This is a genomic window from Streptococcus atopicus (assembly GCF_049166725.1).
Classification (GTDB): Bacteria; Bacillota; Bacilli; order Lactobacillales; family Streptococcaceae; genus Streptococcus; species Streptococcus hominis.
Map to the genome: position 1 here is coordinate 81,202 of NZ_JBMHFC010000003.1, position 20,620 is coordinate 101,821.

19 protein-coding genes and 1 pseudogene are annotated in these 20,620 nt (G+C 38.9%); 4 read left to right on the plus strand and 16 right to left on the minus strand.

The window, feature by feature from the left end:
• Window positions 1–86 precede the first annotated feature (86 nt).
• Together ACOMA9_RS02935 and ACOMA9_RS02940 are read right to left on the minus strand one after the other, a co-directional pair.
• Entirely contained in the window at window positions 87–1,049 is a 963-nt protein-coding gene (locus tag ACOMA9_RS02935) for a sugar-binding transcriptional regulator (RefSeq protein ID WP_151380161.1), read from the minus strand.
• 18 nt (window positions 1,050–1,067) lie between these two features.
• Window positions 1,068–1,811: a DeoR/GlpR family DNA-binding transcription regulator gene (locus ACOMA9_RS02940; protein WP_330944909.1), complete on the minus strand. Its 744-nt coding sequence runs from the start codon at window positions 1,809–1,811 to the stop codon at window positions 1,068–1,070.
• Window positions 1,812–1,943: 132 nt separating this feature from the next.
• Here ACOMA9_RS02940 and ACOMA9_RS02945 point away from each other — a divergent pair, with 132 nt between their 5' ends.
• Complete coding sequence (locus ACOMA9_RS02945) at window positions 1,944–2,720, plus strand: glycyl-radical enzyme activating protein (RefSeq protein ID WP_003023885.1); 777 nt, start codon at window positions 1,944–1,946, stop codon at window positions 2,718–2,720.
• A 32-nt stretch (window positions 2,721–2,752) separates the two neighbouring features.
• Here the strand turns inward: ACOMA9_RS02945 and ACOMA9_RS02950 are convergent, their stop codons facing one another.
• The 4 genes from ACOMA9_RS02950 to ACOMA9_RS02965 form a co-directional block, all read right to left on the minus strand.
• Window positions 2,753–3,202 carry an Rrf2 family transcriptional regulator gene (locus tag ACOMA9_RS02950; protein ID WP_330944910.1) on the minus strand — a complete coding sequence of 150 codons (450 nt, stop codon included), beginning with the start codon at window positions 3,200–3,202 and terminating at the stop codon, window positions 2,753–2,755.
• 58 nt (window positions 3,203–3,260) lie between these two features.
• A complete protein-coding gene (locus ACOMA9_RS02955; RefSeq protein WP_330944911.1) occupies window positions 3,261–4,103 on the minus strand; it encodes a metallophosphoesterase family protein in 843 nt (280 codons plus the stop codon).
• Window positions 4,104–4,194: 91 nt separating this feature from the next.
• Window positions 4,195–7,560 (minus strand): FtsX-like permease family protein, encoded by a 3,366-nt coding sequence (locus tag ACOMA9_RS02960; protein WP_330944912.1) that lies wholly within the window; start codon window positions 7,558–7,560, stop codon window positions 4,195–4,197.
• Between the two features lie 14 nt (window positions 7,561–7,574).
• Window positions 7,575–8,276: an ABC transporter ATP-binding protein gene (locus ACOMA9_RS02965; RefSeq protein ID WP_003023878.1), complete on the minus strand. Its 702-nt coding sequence runs from the start codon at window positions 8,274–8,276 to the stop codon at window positions 7,575–7,577.
• 136 nt (window positions 8,277–8,412) lie between these two features.
• On the opposite strand from ACOMA9_RS02965, the gene ACOMA9_RS02970 reads away from it, so the two are divergent.
• Window positions 8,413–8,961: a TetR/AcrR family transcriptional regulator gene (locus ACOMA9_RS02970; RefSeq protein ID WP_330944913.1), complete on the plus strand. Its 549-nt coding sequence runs from the start codon at window positions 8,413–8,415 to the stop codon at window positions 8,959–8,961.
• Window positions 8,962–9,126: 165 nt separating this feature from the next.
• Here the strand turns inward: ACOMA9_RS02970 and thrS are convergent, their stop codons facing one another.
• From thrS to ACOMA9_RS02990, 4 genes are all read right to left on the minus strand, one after another.
• Entirely contained in the window at window positions 9,127–11,079 is a 1,953-nt protein-coding gene (thrS, locus tag ACOMA9_RS02975) for a threonine--tRNA ligase (protein WP_330944914.1), read from the minus strand.
• Entirely contained in the window at window positions 11,072–11,713 is a 642-nt protein-coding gene (locus ACOMA9_RS02980) for a nucleoside/nucleotide kinase family protein (RefSeq protein ID WP_151380167.1), read from the minus strand. Before ACOMA9_RS02980 ends, thrS begins: the two co-directional genes overlap by 8 nt.
• Before the next feature lie 494 nt (window positions 11,714–12,207).
• The gene (gene sufB, locus ACOMA9_RS02985; RefSeq protein WP_021001888.1) at window positions 12,208–13,593 is read right to left on the minus strand and encodes a Fe-S cluster assembly protein SufB; all 1,386 of its coding nucleotides are present in this window, start codon (window positions 13,591–13,593) and stop codon (window positions 12,208–12,210) included.
• Window positions 13,594–13,726: 133 nt separating this feature from the next.
• A complete protein-coding gene (locus ACOMA9_RS02990) occupies window positions 13,727–14,170 on the minus strand; it encodes a flavodoxin (RefSeq protein ID WP_003030007.1) in 444 nt (147 codons plus the stop codon).
• Window positions 14,171–14,321: 151 nt separating this feature from the next.
• Between ACOMA9_RS02990 and ACOMA9_RS02995 the strand changes: the two genes are divergently transcribed.
• Both ACOMA9_RS02995 and ACOMA9_RS03000 read left to right on the plus strand, forming a co-directional pair.
• Window positions 14,322–15,260 carry a DHH family phosphoesterase gene (locus tag ACOMA9_RS02995; protein WP_003041322.1) on the plus strand — a complete coding sequence of 313 codons (939 nt, stop codon included), beginning with the start codon at window positions 14,322–14,324 and terminating at the stop codon, window positions 15,258–15,260.
• A gap of 103 nt (window positions 15,261–15,363) precedes the next feature.
• Complete coding sequence (locus tag ACOMA9_RS03000; RefSeq protein ID WP_003041527.1) at window positions 15,364–15,609, plus strand: type B 50S ribosomal protein L31; 246 nt, start codon at window positions 15,364–15,366, stop codon at window positions 15,607–15,609.
• A 129-nt stretch (window positions 15,610–15,738) separates the two neighbouring features.
• Here ACOMA9_RS03000 and ACOMA9_RS03005 read toward each other — a convergent pair whose 3' ends face one another.
• From ACOMA9_RS03005 to ACOMA9_RS03030, 6 genes and pseudogenes are all read right to left on the minus strand, one after another.
• The gene (locus tag ACOMA9_RS03005; RefSeq protein WP_003030010.1) at window positions 15,739–16,029 is read right to left on the minus strand and encodes an AraC family ligand binding domain-containing protein; all 291 of its coding nucleotides are present in this window, start codon (window positions 16,027–16,029) and stop codon (window positions 15,739–15,741) included.
• A 25-nt stretch (window positions 16,030–16,054) separates the two neighbouring features.
• Complete coding sequence (ldcB, locus tag ACOMA9_RS03010; RefSeq protein ID WP_421424619.1) at window positions 16,055–16,717, minus strand: LD-carboxypeptidase LdcB/DacB; 663 nt, start codon at window positions 16,715–16,717, stop codon at window positions 16,055–16,057.
• A 140-nt stretch (window positions 16,718–16,857) separates the two neighbouring features.
• Window positions 16,858–17,824: pseudogene (locus tag ACOMA9_RS03015) on the minus strand (zinc-binding dehydrogenase).
• Window positions 17,825–17,835: 11 nt separating this feature from the next.
• Window positions 17,836–18,555 (minus strand): ATP-binding cassette domain-containing protein, encoded by a 720-nt coding sequence (locus tag ACOMA9_RS03020; protein ID WP_421424622.1) that lies wholly within the window; start codon window positions 18,553–18,555, stop codon window positions 17,836–17,838.
• A complete protein-coding gene (locus tag ACOMA9_RS03025) occupies window positions 18,552–20,084 on the minus strand; it encodes an ABC transporter permease/substrate-binding protein (RefSeq protein ID WP_247905791.1) in 1,533 nt (510 codons plus the stop codon). Before ACOMA9_RS03025 ends, ACOMA9_RS03020 begins: the two co-directional genes overlap by 4 nt.
• Window positions 20,081–20,533: a MarR family transcriptional regulator gene (locus ACOMA9_RS03030; protein WP_247905792.1), complete on the minus strand. Its 453-nt coding sequence runs from the start codon at window positions 20,531–20,533 to the stop codon at window positions 20,081–20,083. Before ACOMA9_RS03030 ends, ACOMA9_RS03025 begins: the two co-directional genes overlap by 4 nt.
• Window positions 20,534–20,620 lie beyond the last annotated feature (87 nt).

Genomic DNA, 20,620 nt, shown 5'->3' on the forward strand with positions numbered 1-20,620 from the left:
ATCAAGTGAAATAAAAAAGGTCAGAATCATTATTCTTGACCTTTTGAAGATGAAATAACGAGGAAAAGGAGAACTTTTATAAACTACTAATTAACTGCACTACTATCCAATTCCAACACTTTTAAAATAGTTGCTTCATCTGTAACTAAATGGTTGACATACCCAGCACGTAAAACCGCCAAAATAGCGGCAGCTTTTTGACGACCATAGGCGAAAGCCAGACTGTGAGGAACTGTTTTTAAATAATCTAAAGAAATAGCAACTGTTCGATTTTGCAACTGTTCATCAACCAACTCACCATTTTCATCAAAAAAGCGGCAACAAATTTCTCCGACAGCTCCTTCATTTTCCACTGTACGAAAATCTTCAGCCGTCAGCATATCCAACCACTGCCGATTCTTTTCATCCACTTGTCCGCCAATACCAACAACAACCACATCTAGTTCTTGCCAACTTCTTTTTAAGTCCTCAAAATATTTAGAAGACAAAATTCCTTTTGCTAAGATCTCGTCTTCCTGTATAATCGTCGCATTCATAAAGCGACAATCCCCATGGTATTTATTAGCCATACTGTAAATGAGGGTATTAACATGATAACGAGCATGAATATGGCTAGGTCCGCCAGCCAATGGAAAAAAATGCACATTATTCAAGTGCCGACTGCCCGAGTGTTCTACCAAGAGACTAAGACTCTTTCCCCATGAAAATCCAACTTTAGCATTGTCATCAATCATCCCCCGAAGCATTCCTGCCGCTGATTGAGCTAACCGCTGCTCCAAATCAGAAGGTGAATCATCCACTTGATTTGCTACGATTTCAAGTCCTTTTAACCCATACTTCTCTTTCACTACATTTTCTAAATGAAACAAACGCGTATCAAAGGCTTCAATCTCGATTTTGACAATGCCTTCCTTTTTAGCTTCAGCCAGCATACGACTCACAGTTGTCCGATAAATCCCTGTCTCTGCTGCAATTTCTGCCTGACTTTTCTCCTCTACATAATAAAGATAAGCAATCTTAGCTAATAGCCTTTTTCTTTCACTTTTCATCTTATCTCCCTCTACTTATCAGACTAGAGTCAATTTGATATTGGCTGCTTTTAGGCGTTGAACCGCGGCTGTCGGAATAGCTTGATCGGTTACCACCTGCGAAACCTGTTTCAAACCAAAGCGCTTGACAGTCCCTCTTTTATCAAATTTACTCGAATCTGTTAACACAATCATTTTATCAGATGCTTCCGACATATATTGCACCACTTCGCTACGCATTAAATCCTTACCTGTAAAACCAAGCTCTTCATCATAGCCATCAGTCCCTACAAAAGCATGTTCTACATGGAAAAATTGAATCATTTCCTTAAGCAAAGGACCGACCGTAACTTGCGAATCGTTCTGAAATACACCGCCTAGCAAGATAATCTTGCAAGAATCTACTTTTCTCACATAGTCTGCGATAAAATAAGAATTTGTAATAATTTTCACGTTCTTCTTAGTACGACAGATTTCTTCAGCTAACAGAGCACAAGTTGAACCAGATTCAATGATAATCGTTTCATTGTCTGCAACAATTTTTGCCGCTTCTTGTGCTATCTTTCGCTTGGTATCATAATGAAAAGAAAGCCGGACATTCAAGTCATCACCACTATTTAAGACCGCATAACCGTGCTCCCGATGAAGCAAGCCTTTCATTTCCAGCTTATCCAAATCTTTCCGAATCGTTACTTTAGAGACTTTTAATTTATCAGATAAAGTATTAACATCAATTTTTTCAAACTCTGAAACGAGCTTAACGATTTCATCTAAACGTTCCATTTTATTCACCTCATTCTTTATTTTAACAGAATTTAAGGAATAAATAAAATAAAAAATAGTTTCATTCGTAATTGTTTTTCTTTCGTTTGTTTGATATAATAAAAGAAAATAAGCAAGAAAAGAGTGTACATCATGAGTGCAGAAAAAGGAATCATCTTTAATATTCAACATTTTAGTATTCACGACGGACCAGGAATTCGGACAACTGTTTTTCTAAAAGGCTGTCCCTTACGCTGTCCTTGGTGTGCCAATCCAGAATCTCAGAAATTTAAACCTGAGCCCATGTTAGACGCTTCTAGCAAAAAGACTATCACCATGGGAGAGGAAAAAAGCGTTGAAGAGATTATCAAAGAAGTTCTCAAAGATAGAGAATTTTATGAAGAATCAGGTGGAGGCCTGACCTTGTCTGGCGGAGAAATTTTTGCTCAGTTTGAATTTGCCAAAGCAATCCTTAAAGCTGCCAAAGAAAAAGGTATCCATACAGCGATTGAAACGACAGCCTTTGTAGATCATAACAAATTCGTTGATTTGCTCCAGTATGTAGATTTTATCTATACTGACTTAAAACATTACAACACCATCAATCACCGCAAAGTCACAGGGGTCAAAAATGAACTAATTATCAAAAATATTCATTATGCTTTTTCGCAACAAAAAACCATTGTCCTGCGTATTCCTGTTATCCCTAGCTTTAATGACTCTCTAGAAGATGCCGAACAATTTGCTATTTTATTTAAAAAATTATCTATTGACCAAGTACAACTCTTACCTTTTCATCAATTCGGTGAAAATAAATATAAATTACTAAAACGTTCTTATGAAATGGAAAATGTGCAAGCTCTACATCCGGAAGACCTCTATGATTATCAGCAAGTTTTTCTTGATTATGAAATCAACTGTTATTTTTAGCTCCTCTTTTTCTCCAAAAAACAATCCATTTCTCACGAAACGGATTGTTTTTGTATCTCTTCTTGGGCGGATGCAACGACATCTGCAAGGCTGGTTTTACTCAATTCTTTTTCCATTGCTGCTTGAATTTCTGCTAATTTATCATCTAAAACTAAGTGAATATTTCTGCCAATGGGACAAGATGGATTAGGATGCTCATGAAAGCTAAAGAGTTGTCCAGATTTGCCTAGGCATTCTACTGCTTGATAGACATCCAAGAGGGTAATGTCTTTTAAATCTTTCATAATGACAGCTCCGCCCGTTCCACGCGCAACGGAAATCAAGCCTGCGCTTTTCAACTGTGATAATGCCTTGCGAATAATAACAGGATTTACTCCAACGCTATCAGCTAAAAAATCACTAGTTACCTTATGTTCTTGACATTCTAGTGCTATAACAGTCAACATGTGCGTAGCAATGGTAAAACGACTCGAAATTTGCATGTAAAACTCCTTTCATTTGCTGATTCTATTACTAGTATACTTTATTTTCGTTGTAACTTCAAGTGTTACTTCTGAAAAACTCCTTGAGATGTGCAACATAATCTTCTCGCTCACTAATTGCCCGAAGTAAATCATGGTTATGGGTGTGATGAATCCCATTGACAAGGCTTTCGTAATATACTTCATAATAAGGCAACTTCAATGTTCTAGCCATTTCCAATTCTTTATTTACATCATAAGCCACTCGTCGAAAATCGACATCTACTAATCCCTGTTCATCAATTTTTAAAATAGCATACTGAGCTCGCAGATCCTTTCGCAAACAAGCATCTAGAAAAAACGGCTGACCGATAGAGCCTGGATTGATAATCATCTGTCCCCCCGTCGCATAACGAAGAAATTGCTGATGAATATGACCATAAATGGCAATGGCACAATTGTTACCTTCAAACAGGCGATCAAAATTCTCTTGTTGACCAATATGAATCAGCTCTCGTCCCCAATTTTTATCTGGCAAATGATGAGTCACAGCAATTTCTAAATCGCCAACTTTTGTCAAAAGCTGCAAAGGCAGCTCATGCAATCGGTTCAGTTCCTCAGGTGTGACTTCTTCTAAAAGATACTGGCATAAACAAACCATATATAAATGACTAGGGCGACTGATATCTAATTTCCCATGAAGAGCATTCCAAATGCTATCCTCCCAATTTCCCCGCACTTGGAGACTGATTGGCAAAGCAGCCATTAAGTCAAGAATCTTCCTTCGCCCCGTTCCCGGCGCCAACAAATCTCCCAAAAACCAGTAATCGGTCACCTGTTCCTTTTTGGCATCTGCTAACACAGCTTCTAAAGCTGTCGTATTCCCGTGAATATCTGATAATAAAGCAATTTTTCGTTTCATTGTATCGTTTCGTCTGTCCTTTATAAAAATATTATAACAAACCAAGAAAAAACTTCCACTCCCAAGTTTGAGTGAAAGTTTTACTGCCTCATCAATCTACTGATTTCAATGCTTCCAACATGTCAATGCGTCTCAATATTGCATTGACCATAAAGCCTAAGACAATCAAAATCATGATGATAGAAAAGACTGGCACAAGATATACAAACACCGATACGGTCGGATTGAGAAGAAAGGCATCTGGAGCAATCGTCTCTAAAAGGGAGCGATGTAAGATATTCCCCAAAAACAAGCCTACGATAATACCAATAACAGACAAAAGAATGGTCTCTCGATAAATATAAAGCGTGACTTCTTTATTATGAAACCCCAATACTTTAATCGTTGATAATTCTCGAATCCGCTCTGCAACATTGATATTCATCAAGTTATAAAGAATCACAATGGCTAGTAAAATAGAGGCAACAGTTAAAATCTGCATTACAAAGCCAAGAGATTTGACAATGACATCAATTTGTTCCAAAATGCCTGTATTTTGTACGACTGCTCGCACACCTGTTAATTTCATGAAGGCTGCTGCGGTATCCTGTATATTTTTACTAGAGGAATCTTTCAATTTTATCAGATAAGCATTTTCTTGGAATTTGCGAGCAAATACCGTTTGATAATAGTCCTGATTCATAAAGATAAAATGCCCTGCATACATTTCAGCGATACCAGAAACTTTGATTTTATAGCGTTTTCCTTCGTCGGATTTCAGCTCAAAGGCATCTCCAACAGAAACATGCATAATGGTTGCTAATTTCTGAGAAATGACTGCTCCATGCGAAGACAAGTTCAAGCTCGCTTTGCTTTGACTATCATATAACTCTATGAAATGATAAAAATCCTTGCCTGTTGTCACAAATAACGCGAGAGATTGTTCATCTTTTGCTCCTTTAATTTTTTTGGTAAATGTTTCTTGATAAATACCATGCTTTTTAGCTATTTTTTTATCTGCTAATAAATGATTGATTGCTGCTTGCTCGTCTGATTTGAGATGATGTTTTTGTGAAATAACAGCATCATATTTGATAATTTCTCCATACTGCCGATTTCCTATACCTTCCATGGAAGAAGACATCCCCAGACCGGCAAATAAGAGAGCGACGGAGCCTGCCACACCAAAAATGGTCATCAACATTCTTTGCTTGTAACGAAAGATATTTCGAGCTGTCACTTTTTGCGTAAAGCTGAGTCGACACCAAATGAAGTCAATCCGCTCTAGCAAGATTTTTGAGCCTTTGGTAGGTGCCTTAGGCAACAATAATTGAGATGGTTTTTCTTTCAACTCTTTGTGAGCAATATAAAGGGCTGGTACAACACCACACAAGACCGAGCACACGAAAGCAATGAGACTAATTCCCCAATAAAAGTCTAATCGCAATGCTGGATAAGTGGAGGTTTTAAAAATCGTTTTCCCTAAGATGTAGGGTAAGAAATAAGTACCTAAAAAACTTCCTATTACTGTACCTAGCAAGCTTGAAACCAAGCCATAGATGACAAATTTCTTAACGACATCTTGGTTTCGATAACCTAAGGCTTTTAAAACGCCAGCATTTGTGCGTTCTTCGCTGACAAAACGTGTCATCGTTGTGACTGTTACAAGGGCCGCTACCAGATACAGTACAATCGGAAAAGCATTCCCTACGGCTGAGATGCCATAAGCACGATTGCCAGTTGTTGTGTACTCGTCCGCTCCTGGAAATGTACGGCGTGTATACACACGGTAGGTTGGCACAGACAAACTAGCTACTTCATCTTTTGCCTTTTGAATGTCCGCTTGACCATTTTTTATTTTTGTTCCAGCATCTTTCTTTTGCTTCGCATATTCAGTTTTTTTATCGTTCAATGTCGCCTGAGCTTGGTTTAATTGCGTCTGACCATCTGCAATTTGTTGTTTTGCTTGAGCCAATTGGGCTTGGCCTGCTTGGTACTTAGCTTGCTTATCTCTTAAGGTTGCCTGACCACTTTGATATTGAGCCAAGCCTGCGTCATATTCAGCTTGTTTTGCACGCAATGTCACGACAGCAGATTGGTATTGGGCAAGTCTCGTTTGATAAACCGTTTCTTGGCTTCGGTACTGTGACAATCCAGCTTGAAATTCAGCCTGCTTTTTCTCTAATTCTGCACGAGCAAGATTTAATTTCGCTTCTTCTTGTGCTAGTTGAGTTTGTGCTGCCACAATTTCAGGCACTGTTGCTGGATCAATTCCTTGTGCTTGAAGCGCGGTCATTTTTTTCTGCAAATCCGCTTTAGCTGCTGCTAATTGAACTTGACCTTTTTCCAATTCCGCCTGCGCTATGGCTAATGTAGCTTGAGTATTTGTTCCATTTTCTTTTGCAACAGACAACTGACTAGCTGCCTGATCTAATTGGGCTTTCGTTTGGTTCAATTGTGCCCAACCTGAAGACAGTTGAGCGGCGGCTGTATCTAATTTTTCTTTCGTATTTTCCAAAGTCTGCTCAGCCTGTGCAATTTGAGTAGCTCCTTGCGCAAGCAAGCTTTCTTTTTCAGTTATCTGACCTTGGGCAGCCTCTAAATCTGCTCTTTTTTGATCAATTTGATTCTGCGCAGTCGTTAGTTGCTGCATGGCATCTGTCAATGCTTGTTGAGAAGTTCGAATGTTTGCTTCGCCGTCCGCAATTTTTGTCTGTGCTTGGGCTTTTATCTCTGATAAACGATTTTTCCCATTATCAGCCAGTAGCTTTTCCAGCTCATTCTCATGCTGTTTGACCTTTTTTCGATAGGAATCTCCAAAAGAATTGAGTGTTTTTAAATCATCATACCTCAAACGAGCAACTGTATAGACTGAACTTTGAAATGTTTTTGGCGTCACCATTGCATAAGCAGACAAGGTACCACTCCCTGAGTTAGAATTGCCAAGAGAAATCGTCGAAGCCAATTCACTTGAATTGACGAACCCTGCCACCGTAAAGGTATGCTGCTTTAGAGCATAATTAGTGGTTCCTTCCTCGTTCAAAGTAATGCTATCACCAATCTTGTATTTTCCTTGATAAAAACTAGCCAAAGCCACTTGATTTTCCTTGCTTGGAAAATGACCTGAAACAAGCTTGAACTTGGAAATATTAGTTGTCTTAGAAAAAACTCGAACAGAAGTTGAACTATCCCCAATCACTGTATCTGTAAAATAACCATATTCTACCTGTGCATTTGGGATTGTATTCAGTTCATTTTGGTCAGCTTTGCTGATACCATAATCTGACATCACTGCCAAATCCATCATTTTCATCTGTGAAAGATAACGATTGGCTGAATTTTCAATGTCTGGACTGGCTGCTTTCAGTCCTACTAGCGCAAAAGAACCTAACATCATCAAAAACATAATGGACAGAAAGCGTCCTTTGGACTGACGAAAAGAGAGCCAGATGTCTTTATTTAGAATGGATTTTTTCATATCACCACTCCTCACTAATACTCTAGACTTGCAATATCTTGAGGATGTTCATTCAAAGTGACGGACTGAATCCGTGCATCATGCATACGAATCACGCGGTCTGCAATCGGAGCTAACGCACCATTGTGAGTCACGATAATCACTGTTGCTCCCTGTTTGCGTGACATATCTTGAAGAATTTGCAGCACTTGCTTACCTGTTTTATAATCTAGCGCACCTGTTGGTTCATCACAAAGCAAAATTTTAGGATTTTTTGCCACGGCACGCGCAATGGAAACCCGTTGCTGCTCGCCGCCAGATAATTGAGCAGGAAAATTATGCAGTCGATTTCCTAGCCCAACTGCTGCTAACGCCTCTGCTGCATCCTGTGCATCTTGAACAATTTCCGAAGCCAGCTCAACATTTTCTAACGCCGTCAGATTAGGAACTAAATTATAAAATTGAAAGACGAAACCAACATCATTTCTCCGATAGTCTGTCAGTTGATAAGCGTTGTAATGCGCTATATTTTGCCCATCAATCAGGACATCTCCCTCGTCATTACTATCCATTCCACCAAGAATGTTCAGAATCGTCGATTTTCCAGCACCAGAAGCTCCAAGAATGATGACCAATTCTCCTTTTTCGATGTCAAAAGAGATATCATTGTTGGCAATAATTTCTGTGTCTCCCATTTGATATCGTTTGTAACTATGCTTCATTTCAATATAAGCCATCGTCTTTTCCTCTTTCAGTTTCCATGTCCAATTAAATAAACAAGCTGTTGATTAGATCCTATCTTTATTATAAAATAGACTTAACATAAAGGCAATCATCAATCATCAACAGAGTGTTCATTTAAGGAGTATTACGATGCAAAATCGGCAAACAGCAACCAAACAACACATCAGAGAAGCTCTCATTCAGCTCTTGTTAGAAGAAAAATTTGAAACAATTTCCGTTAGTAAACTCTGCCAACGAGCAGGTATCAATCGTGGAACTTTTTATCTTCACTATCTTGATAAATACGATTTGATCGAAACGCTAAAAGAAGAAATTATCGCTCAATTGCGCAAAAATTTTGAAGAAACGACAAACACGCGTGACCTACTCATTGCCAATCTAAGCTATCTCCAGCAAAATTATGATCTGATTTATGCTGTTTCTCAAAGCCATTACCTCAATTTCCGTGAAACAATCCGTGAATTCATGCTTAGCATTTTAACTAACGAACAACACAGACTTCAAACCGAATACTTTTTAAAAGAAAATTTCACCATTTCTAAAAAATATGCGCTGGAAGTCTTTTTATCTAGCGTAGAGGGCATTATCTCACTCTGGATTTCAAGTGGAGTTAAAGAAACACCTGAAGAAATGACGAATACGATTTTACAAACCTTTGATTATGACGCTTGGCAATGATAAAATGAAAAAACTCTATTTCTAAAAGGGATTTTCCTGATTAGAAATGGAGTTTTTGATTTATATCTTTTCTAGCTTAAGCTCAGAAATTGAAAGATTGTAAAGTGAGATGACAGAATACATGTTATAATTCTCTGATGCACATTTTTATATGCAATCATGTCATCATTGTTCTCTATCATCTAGGCGTGATTTTCTAGCAATATCAGCCAAAATATGGTCTACAAATTCTGCAATTGTTTCTGTATGTGTTTGTTTACTTCCGTAACGACGAACATTCACCGTACCGTCTGCTTGTTCCTTGTCCCCTACAATCAATTGGTAAGGAACTTTATGGGTTTGACTTTGACGAATCTTGTATTGCATTTTTTCATTGCGTTCATCAACATCCACGCGGACACCACGATTGCGCAGTTCTTTCGCCACTTTCCAAGCATAGTCAGCATGTGCTTCATTAGAAATCGGAATGACTGTCACTTGATGAGGAGCAAGCCAAGTTGGGAAAGCACCTTTGTAGGTTTCAATCAAGTAAGCAATAAAGCGCTCCATAGTAGACACGATACCACGGTGAATCATGACTGGACGATGCTCTTCACCGTCTGCTCCGACATAATGAAGGTCGAAACGTTCTGGTAGCAAGAAGTCCAATTGAATAGTGGAAAGGGTTTCTTCATTTCCAAGAGCCGTTTTTACTTGGACATCCAACTTAGGACCGTAGAAAGCAGCTTCGCCTTCTGCCTCAAAGTAATCCAAACCTAAGTCATCCATTGCTCCTTTTAACATACGTTGAGCATTTTCCCACATTTCATCATTATCAAAATATTTATGCTTGTCATTCGGGTCACGATAAGACAGACGGAAACGATAATCTGTAATGTTGAAGTCTTTGTAAACGTCAATCATCAAATCCAGCACATGTTTAAATTCTTCTTGAATTTGTTCTGGCATGACAAATAAGTGAGAATCATTCAGCGTCATTTCACGAACACGTTGGAGTCCTGAGAGCGCACCTGATTTTTCAAAACGGTGCATCATACCAAGTTCTGCAATACGAATTGGCAGCTCACGATAAGAATGCACATGGTTTTTATAGACCTCAATATGGTGTGGGCAATTCATCGGACGAAGAACAAATTGTTCACCGTCTCCCATATCCATTGGCGGGAACATATCTTCTTGGTAATGTTCCCAGTGACCAGAAGTTTTGTATAAATCCACACTTGCAAGCGGTGGCGTATACACGTGTTGGTAGCCGTCATTGACCTCACGGTCTGTAATATAGCGCTCCACGATACGACGAATAGTCGCACCATCTGGAAGCCAGAATGGAAGACCTTGCCCAACTTCAGGAGAAATCATGAAAAGATCCAACTCTTTACCGAGCTTACGGTGGTCACGTTCCTTCGCTTCTTCACGCATTTGAAGATAGTTTTTCAAATCTTTCTTATCAAACCAAGCTGTACCATAAATCCGTTGCATCATAGCATTATCACTATTTCCACGCCAGTAAGCACCCGCTACATTTAACAAATGGAAAATTTGAATACGCCCAGTTGACGGTACATGAGGTCCACGACAGAGATCCACATATTCTCCTTGACGGTAGATTGTAAGTCCTCCTTCGTCTTCTGAATGCTCCTCAATCAATTCCAACTTGTAAGGATCATTCTTGAAAATTTCTCGTGCCTGATCTTTTGTCACTTCTTCGCGAATTGACGGGAAATTCTCCTTGACAATCTTCTTCATTTCTTCTTCGATACGAGGCAAATCTTCGTTGGAAATCTGACCAGCAGCATTGTCCGTATCATAGTAAAATCCGTCCTGAATAGCTGGACCAACTCCCAAGTGAATGTCTGGGAAAAGACGACGAGCAGCTTGGGCAAAGAGGTGAGCAGCAGAGTGACGCAAGATAGGCAGGGCGTCTTCATGGTCAGGTGTGACAATTTCGATGCTACCATCTTCTGTGATAGGGCGAGTGGTATCTATGAGTTTGCCGTTGAATTTACCAGCCAAGGCTTTCTTTGCCAAGGAATTGCTGATAGATTGGGCAATGTCAAAAGTCGTGCTGCCTGATTCATATTCACGAACAGCACCATCTGGGAAAGTAATCTTAATCATAGTTTTCTCCTTTAATATCTATTTTATTTATATTGGGCAATTTTAAGAGCCGAGCAATCTCTTCAGCGGTCTCCTTTTCCGATCGACTGCCGTCTGTCATAAGGCTAGGATAGCCTATTTTTTTTGCTTCCTTCCGCACCATTTGGGCAAAAAGAATGTCCCGCTGCATCCAGTTTTCAAAAGCTTGCTCAGGATTGGATGTGTCCTCTAAAACATAGGGAACCCATTCTCTCTGCTGATAATGCTTTGTCTGAAAATCAGCTGTCGGAGTCAAGCATAGATAGGAAACCGCTGGTCCGTCTAGGCTTTTTACCAAGTGAGGCAACAGCCCTGCTCCCTCTACCAAAAGTGGCTTCTCTTGGTGTTCTAGCAAGTAAGACGCTACATAAGGAAAAATCTCCTCATAAAAACGCCATTCTTCATCCGCCATCTCCTCTGGATGTCTCAACCAGATTTGATCCGGACTTCTGTCTTGTCTCAGAAGGGAAATCGGCTTTGCGTTCGCTCTTGCTTGATCCATCATCTGGTCTGTCAAATCATCTAACTTGATATGAAGCAGCCCATACTGCTGAGTAAGAAGGGAGGCAATTGTTGACTTCCCGCTGCAAGGCGATCCACCAATCATATAGAGCATAACTCTTCCTCCTTCCGACAAAATAAAAAGCGACAATCCTAAAAGGACGTCGCAACGTGGTTCCACCTTCATTCATGTACAACAAAAAAGTTTGTTGACACCTCTGATTGGCTCTAACGTAGCCACCGTTTTATGTTTGCATAAAAACAAATCGAGTAGTCCCAGCTACATCCTCTGCGTGATTCCCAGCTCCACACGCTCTCTGAAAGATTTCCTGTAGGTGATATGTCTCTAAAAAGTATTATAACACGATTGGAAAAATTTGCAAGCCCTATGATTAAAATGTATTGTGTTTTGGAACCATTCGAAACAGCACAGCTCTAAAACTTTGATATTCAAATCCGCTTTATAAAAACAGTTTTGGAACCATTCGAAACAACACAGCAAGTTAAAATAAGGCTTTGTCCGTATCCAACTTGAAAAAGTGGCACCGATTCGGTGCTTTTTTCTTTCTCTTGTTTCAACAAAAAACAGCCTCACGACTGTTTTTACTTTTATCCTACTGAGCCTTCCATACTCATGTTAATGAGTTGGTTGAGCTCCACTGCGTATTCCATTGGAAGTTCTTTGGTGATCGGTTCCATGAAACCATTGATAATCATAGCCGTTGCTTCTTCTTCGCTAATGCCACGGCTCATGAGATAATAAAGCTGATCCTCCGAAACCTTAGAAACCTTAGCTTCGTGTTCCAGTGCAACATTCGAATTGTGAATTTCATTAAATGGAATCGTATCCGAGCTGGATTCACCATCCATAAGAATCGTGTCGCACTCAATGTGAGACTTTGAACCAGCACTGTTCTTGCCAAAACGGACTTGACCGCGATAATCTGTCTTACCTCCGTCTTTGGCAACAGACTTAGAAATTAATGTGCTGGAAGTCTTTGGCGCATTGTGATAAACTTTACAGCCTGCATCTAAATGCTGACCATAATTAGCAAAGGACATAGAAAGGACCGAAGTTCTTGCATTACGACCATTAAGAATGCTACAAGGATATTTCATATTAACCTTGCTGCCTAGATTTCCGTCAATCCATTCCAGAGTACCGCCTTCTTCAACCGTTCCACGCTCTGTCACCAGATTATAAACATTGTCTGACCAGTTTTGAATGGTTGTATAGCGGAAAAAAGCATCTTTTTTGACAATAATTTCCACATTTGCAGCATGAAGACTATTGGTCGTATAAGTCGGCGCTGTACAGCCCTCAATGTATTGAATAGAGCCACCCTCTTCTACGATAATGAGCGAGCGTTCAAACTGACCGGCATTCTCTCCATTGATACGGAAATAGGTCTGAACTGGCACCTGACATTGAACATTTTTAGGAACATAGATAAATGTGCCACCTGACCAAACAGCACTGTTCAAAGCAGAAAACTTGTGCTCTGCATTAGAAATGACTGTTCCAAAGTACTTTTTGACCAAATCTGGATATTCTTGTACTGCCGTGTCGGTATCGGTAAAGATAATGCCTTGCTTGGCAAATTCTTCTTTCATGTTGTGATAGACTACTTCAGATTCATACTGAGCAACTGCTCCTGACAAAAATTGACGTTCCGCTTCAGGAATACCCAGACGCTCAAAGGTTTTCTTTATTTCATCTGGCACTTCATCCCAACTTCTAGCCCGATCCCCACTTAATTTTTGATAATAGACAATATCATCAAATCGTATGCCGGATAAATCTGGCCCAAAATCAGGCATGGGCAATTTATGGAACAATTCTAAAGAACGCAAGCGATAATCCAACATCCATTGCGGCTCATTTTTAATTTCAGAAATTTCACGAACAACCTCTTCTGTCAAGCCCTTACCAGTAGAAAATAACGGTTTTACATCATCGTGAAATCCAAAAGCATAATCTCGTTCTTTCGTCATCTCATTCCTCCCATTGATACAAATTCTCTTCTCTTATTATACTATTCTATATTAGAAATGTCAGAATATATGCCTAAAATCGAATAAATTAAGCTAAAAAAGGCTAGGAAAATTTCCCAGCCTTCTTACATGATTACCGTACTTTTTCGGCTAATGCTTCAGCGAATTTCTCCAGATTTTCAATATCTTCATCTTCTGCTGATAGATCGACTTTGACATTTTCAGCACCTTTTTCAGCACCTGTCGCTGCAAAAGCGCGATCAAAGTCATCTACTGCCTTACAAAACTCATCATAGAATGTATCACCTGACCCAACAACACCGTAAATCTTCCCAGTCAAGTCAAGACTAGCTAAATCTTCATAAAAATCAACAATTTCATCAGGCAACTCGCCGTCACCGTATGTATAAGAAGCAACGATTGCGATATCTGCTTCTAGAAATTCCTCTGCATCAACCGTTGTGCATTCATCAATATCTACTTCTAAACCAAGTTCTTTTAATTTATCAGCTACAATATCTGCGATTTCCTCTGTATTTCCTGTCATACTCGCAAATACAATTTTTGCTAAAGCCATAATTTCCTCCAAAAAATTCTATCAGTTTATTATAACACATTGAACAAATTGTTGCACTTCAAATCTCTTAAAGTTCCCTACTTTTCCCTTTTACTTTTTAAAATAATCATCTTATGATACAATGAATAAAAGGTAGAGCGGAGGTCATCAAATGGAAATTTTCAAGCAAATTTTACATAAAATTAAAGAATATGATACGATTATCATTCATCGTCACATGCGACCCGATCCTGATGCATTAGGAAGTCAAGTCGGTTTGAAAAAATTACTTCAAGTCAATTTCCCTGAGAAAAAGATTAAAGTAGCAGGAAAGACTGAAACTACTCTTGCTTGGCTGGCTAAAATGGATGATGTTTCAGATGATGATTACAAGAATGCTTTAGTGATTGTTTGTGATACAGCAAATACTGCTCGGATTGATGACGAACGGTACAGCAAAGGAGATTTTCTCATCAAAATCGATCATCATCCAAACGATGACATTTACGGGGATATTTCTTGGGTAGATACTAGCTCTAGTAGTGCTAGTGAGCTAATTGCTCTCTTTGCATTAGAAAATAAACTGAAACTAGATGATTATTCTGCTAAGTTACTTTATGCTGGAATCGTTGGTGATACTGGGCGTTTCCTATATCCTGCCACAACCGCCCGAACTATGGCTATCGCCAGCAAACTTCGCGAATATCCTTTTGACTTTGCTGCTTTAGCGCGGAAAATGGACTCTTTCAGCTATCAAATCGCTAAACTTCAAGGCTATGTTTATGACCATTTAGAAGTCGATGGAAATGGTGCAGCTCGTGTCATTTTAACTCAGGAACTTCTCAAAGCCAATCATTTAACAGATGCTGACACTTCTGCTATCGTTTCAGCTCCAGGGCGTATTGACAGCGTTGAATTATGGGGAATTTTTGTTGAGCAAGAAAATGGCAATTATCGCGTTCGGTTGCGGAGTAAATTTATCCCGATTAATGAAGTAGCTAAAAAACACGACGGAGGCGGTCATCCTCTTGCCAGTGGTGCCAATGCTTACTCCAAAGAAGAAATCGAAGAAGTTTATCAAGAATTGAAAGAATTGGCAAAAAGGAAATAATTTGGTAGAAAAGACTTGTCAAATCCGCTAGAATTTGGTAAACTATCAAAGTAACGAATCTATGGCTCGCAGAGAGACCATGGCAGAAAGGAAATTTTTAAAAATGAGAAAAGATATTCATCCTGAATACCGTCCTGTTGTCTTTATGGATACTTCAACTGGCTACAAATTCCTTAGTGGTTCTACTAAGTATTCTAGCGAAACTATTGAATGGGAAGATGGAAACACTTATCCTTTGATCCGTGTGGAAATTTCATCAGACTCACATCCATTCTACACTGGACGTCAAAAATTCACTCAAGCAGATGGACGTGTGGATCGTTTCAACAAAAAATACGGTCTCAAATAAAGATCATATTTACATTACAAAGAATGTTGATAATAAGCCTTTTCCAATTTTGGGAAAGGTTTTTTATATAATCAAAAAAACTTGGAATCTACGACAGTATGACTTCCAAGTTTTTACCTTTTTTCACATTCAGTATTTTAATTGTTGAATAACCAATACATGGCTATCTTTTACACCATATAAACTATGAAGTTCATTTGGTTCCATGGTTAAAAAACTTCCGGGAACAAGTTGAACTGTTTGACCAGATGATGTAAAATCAACCTTTCCTTCTAGACAGACAACAGTCACCAAAGCATCAGCCTTATGTTCAGGAATTATTTTTCCTTCTCCTAAGTGAAGGTGACGGATGATGCGACTAGTTTCTTCAACAGGTGTTTCCACGACATCAATAGTAGGGTTCATTGTGTAGATTTTCATGTGTATTGTCTCCTTGTGTTCAACTTTAATCCTTATAATCTCCCCCAGCAAAACCGTAATATTCTTCTAAAGATAGTCCTGAATCCGCAATCGCTTTTGCTTCTTTCCCAACATAACGCAGATGCCATTGTTCTGGCATATATCCAGTTTTGTCTTCTTTCCCATTTAGATAGCGCACGACAAATCCATACTCGGCTGCATGTTTCAAAAGCCATTGGCTCGCCTTTGCTTCTGTTACTAGATTTCCGTCTGTGCCAATCAAGTCAAATGCCAAGCCCGTTTGATGTTCACTATAGCCAGGTCGGGCAGAATAACGATCTGCTGCTTCTTTCCCGTCTTGATTGACATAATTTTGATAAAGAGTAACCTGCGTTTGGTAACTACGGAAACCGCTATATTGATTACTGATAGGATAGCCTTTGCGCTGCATAGCAGCAATCAACTCCAGCAATTTTGCTTTAGCAGTAGGATTTTCACCGGGATTGTAATCTGAAGATAATGGATAATGTTTATTTGCGATGACAATTTCATCGTATTTTCCTTTTACACTATAGTAAGAACCATTATAATGAACTTTTGCTTTTTTCTTTACTTGCTCAGAGGATGCAACTTTTGCAGACGTTGCTTTTCCTTCTTGTTTCGTTTCCACATTCGTTTTCTTTCCCCCACAAGCTGTCAAAAGAAACAAACTCGCTACTAATAAAATCCCAATCCTTTTTTCATCTGTATCGCCTCATTTATAGAATTTTCTAATTTACATTATAGGCGTAGATATACTGTATGTCAATTCAAAAAAGCATGCATTTGCACACTTTTCATTTTTTCTAGTTAATCATTTAAGACGACCACTTTCCCAAATCCCGCTTGACTTTCGATATAAGAATGGGCTGCTGGGATTTGCTCTAACGAAAAGATTCGTTGAGGAGATACATTTATCTGGTAAGCATCAATATAGCTAAAAAGTTCATCAATAAACTGCTGGCTCACATTGCCTGAATAAAAACTCGTCAAAAAACTATTATTTTTTATTTCTACGATTGGGTCAAACTCCTCTACATACCATTTGCCACCTAATTGACCAGTGTTACAGATAATTCCTGCACTTTGAATATGGTCAAATGAATTTTTTAAAGTAGCCGGACCGACTAATTCAAGGATTTTATCAAACTTTTCCTCGGTTTGTAAAACTCCTTTTTTATCTAAAATAATCTCATCAAAACCTAGATATTGAAGCAAATCTTTTTTAGCAAGAGAACGAACTGCACCAACTACACGATTCTGTGGGAATTGCGCCTTTACCAATTTTAAGAAAGCTAATCCAACGCCACTTGTCGCAGCTCGGACTAAGATTGAGTCTCCTTCTTTTATCTGCAGATTTTTGAAGGAGCCAAAAGCGGTATAATAGGTCTCTGGTACTGCTGCTAACTCAGAACAAGACAATTGGCTATCTACGGGATAAATCTGCTCATTTGGAAGTAGAGCATATTCAGCATAAGAACCGTCAAAGGCACGTCCCATTTCACCCCATGATAGAGACAATTTTTTGTCCAATTTGTAAATCTCTCCTTGTCGTTTCAACCACTTGTCCTACACACTCAATCCCCAAAGTTCGAGGAAATTGAACATCTGGAGATAGACCTTTCCGAGTAAAAATTTCTGAATGATTGATCCCAAAACCTTTAATCTTGACTAGAGTCCAGCCTTCTTTTACATTCGGGATTTCTCGTTCTTCTAGAACAAATTTTTCTGGACCACCAGGCTCATAAATTACCATAGCTTTCATTTTTTGATCCATAGAACTTCTCTTTAGCTTGCTAATTCTAGTAGTTTTCGTACAAAGTCATTTGCAGGCTGCATTTTTATTTCCTGTGGCGTGCCATATTGCTGGATTTCTCCCTTATCTAAAACGAGGATTTTCGTGCCTAGTTTCAAGGCTTCTGTTATATCGTGTGTGATAAACACAACTGTAATGCCAGTTTCTTCATGCAGTAATTTTAATTCACGCTGTAACTGATAGCGCGTAATAGCATCCACTGCTCCAAAAGGCTCATCCATTAGCAAAATATCAGGCGTCGCAGCGAGTGCACGGGCAATCCCCACTCGTTGCGCCTGTCCGCCCGAAAGAGCTGCTGGATAGCGATTTTTTAGCTGAGTATCCAAACCAAGCATGGCTAACTTTTCATCTACAACTTTCTCTATTTCCGCTTGATTTTTCTTTTGCAAATTCAAGACATAAGCGATATTCTCAGCAACTGTCAAATGCGGAAAAAGCCCATTTCCTTGAATTGAATAACCGATGTTACGCCGCAATTCAATCAAATCTGTTTCTTGAACATCTTGTCCATTGATAAGAATTTCTCCTTGACTCGGTTTGACTAAACCATTTATCATCTTTAACAATGTCGTTTTACCTGAACCAGAAGTTCCTACAATCGTCAGAAAGGCACCGTCTTCAATTTTCAAATCCAATTGTTTAATAATGTCTTGATTTCCATATGATTTACTGACATTTTTATATTCAATCATTTCTTCAAAATTCCTTTCTCTATAAGATAGTCACGAGCGACTTTAGCTGGCTCTTCTTTGTCATTTTCTACTTTATGATTTAGTTCTGCCATTTTACTATCCGTTAAAATACCGTCTAATTTCGCTAATGCTTTTTTCAATTGTGGGTATTTTTTTAGAGTAGCTTCTCGAACAACTGTCCCTGCCTGATAAGAAGGATAGATTTTTTTATCATCTTTCAAAACCACTAGATTGGCACCATAAAGCTGTCCATCTGTGGTAAAAATATCAATCGCATCAACTTTTCCGGATTTAATAGCCTGATATTTCAGTCCGCTATCCATATCCACTTGAGATTTGAACTTCATACCATAGGTAGATTGTAAACGTGCAAAACCGTCTTCACGACCAAAGAAATCATACTCCGCACCAAAAGTTAAATTAGGACTAGCTTTAGCAAGATCGCTAAAGGTTTTAATATTGTATTTTTCTGCTACATCCTTGCGAACGGCTAAGCCATATGTGTTATTAAAGCCAAATGTATTTACCCAAGCAAGTTGATATTTCTTGCGGTATTGACTTTCAAGCGTCTTAAATTGACTTTCATCATACGAGCCTGATTTTTTGAGAATAACTTCCCAAATTGTACCGGTATATTCAGCATAAATATCAAATTCACCTTTAACCATCGCTGGATGGATATTGGCAGTCCCACCACCGACACCTTTAGTCATTTTGACCTTCAGATTGGTGTATTCTTCAATGACTTGTTTTTGCATTTCTCCTAAGATATAGTTTTCTGTCTGTGGCTTGGTCGCAATCTTGACCGTTCCACCCATTGGATTCATTTGCAAAAATGCGATGATTCCTGCCATCAAAAGAACTATAGAGCTAAAAACAGCTAACCATTTTTTAGATACTTTTTTATGACGTAAGATTGATTTTTCAACCAAAGAAAGGAGAAAATCAAAGACCAATGCCAACAAAGCTACTAAAATACTTCCGACCAAGGTCAAGGTTTGATTATTAGTGGTAATCCCACGGTAGATTGCAACCCCCAGACCGCCAGCACCGACGAAAGAGGCAATCCCAGCTAGCGCAATGGTCATCGTCACCATATTGCGAAAACCAGACATCATGACCGGAAAGGCAAGTGGCAACTGAACCTTGGTTAAAATCTGCTTGCGAGTAGAACCCATTCCTTCTGCTGCTTCAACGAGAAGCGGATCAACACCTGTAATCCCTGTATAAGTGCTCCGTACCATGGGTAAAAGTGCATATAAGGTTAAAGCTACAATTGCTGTTTTGTTCCCAATTCCTGTAATTGAAATCAAAATCCCTAAAAGGGCAATAGAGGGAATTGTATAAAGAATATTCACTATTCCGATAACGACACCAGCCCAGCTTTTTTTGAAACTGATGAAAATTCCAAGCCCAACTCCCAAAATTAAAGCAAGTAAGATAGACAAGCCCGATATCCAGATATGATCCCACACCAGACTAAATAGAAACTGCCATTGATTGGTCACTAATTTAATGAACTCGTTCATGCTTCATCCTTTCTTGGCTTGGTTAAATTTGCCACGATACGCTCCAAATAAGTCTCAAATTCATCAATTTCTAGGTCAGAAAATCCGCTGTAAAAGATTTCAATTATTTCCTTAGAAATCGCATTATACTCATCTTGCAGACCTTTGGCATAGCCCGTCAAACAAATCATCTTTTTTCGCTTATCTTTTTCATGATAGCACCGCTCCACAAGGTTCATGCTAATCATTCGGTCAATCATTTTCGTAAGAGTATTCAACGTCAAGCCGGTCTGCTCTGACAGTTCCGTTTGACTTTGATAATCTTTTTGCCAAAGCGCATGTAAAATACGTCCTTGCTCTCCATTAAAGGCTTGAATTCCTCGTTCTAACAAAATGTGGTTCATCAGTCGATTGGACAAACGATGAATTTTCCCGATGTAAAACCCACCATTGATTACTTTTTTACTCATTTTTCTTCTTTCCAAAATATACGATATAGAAGCTTATTCTTATTCTACTATATAGAACCTTCTTTGTCAAAGATTTTGTTTTAAAAA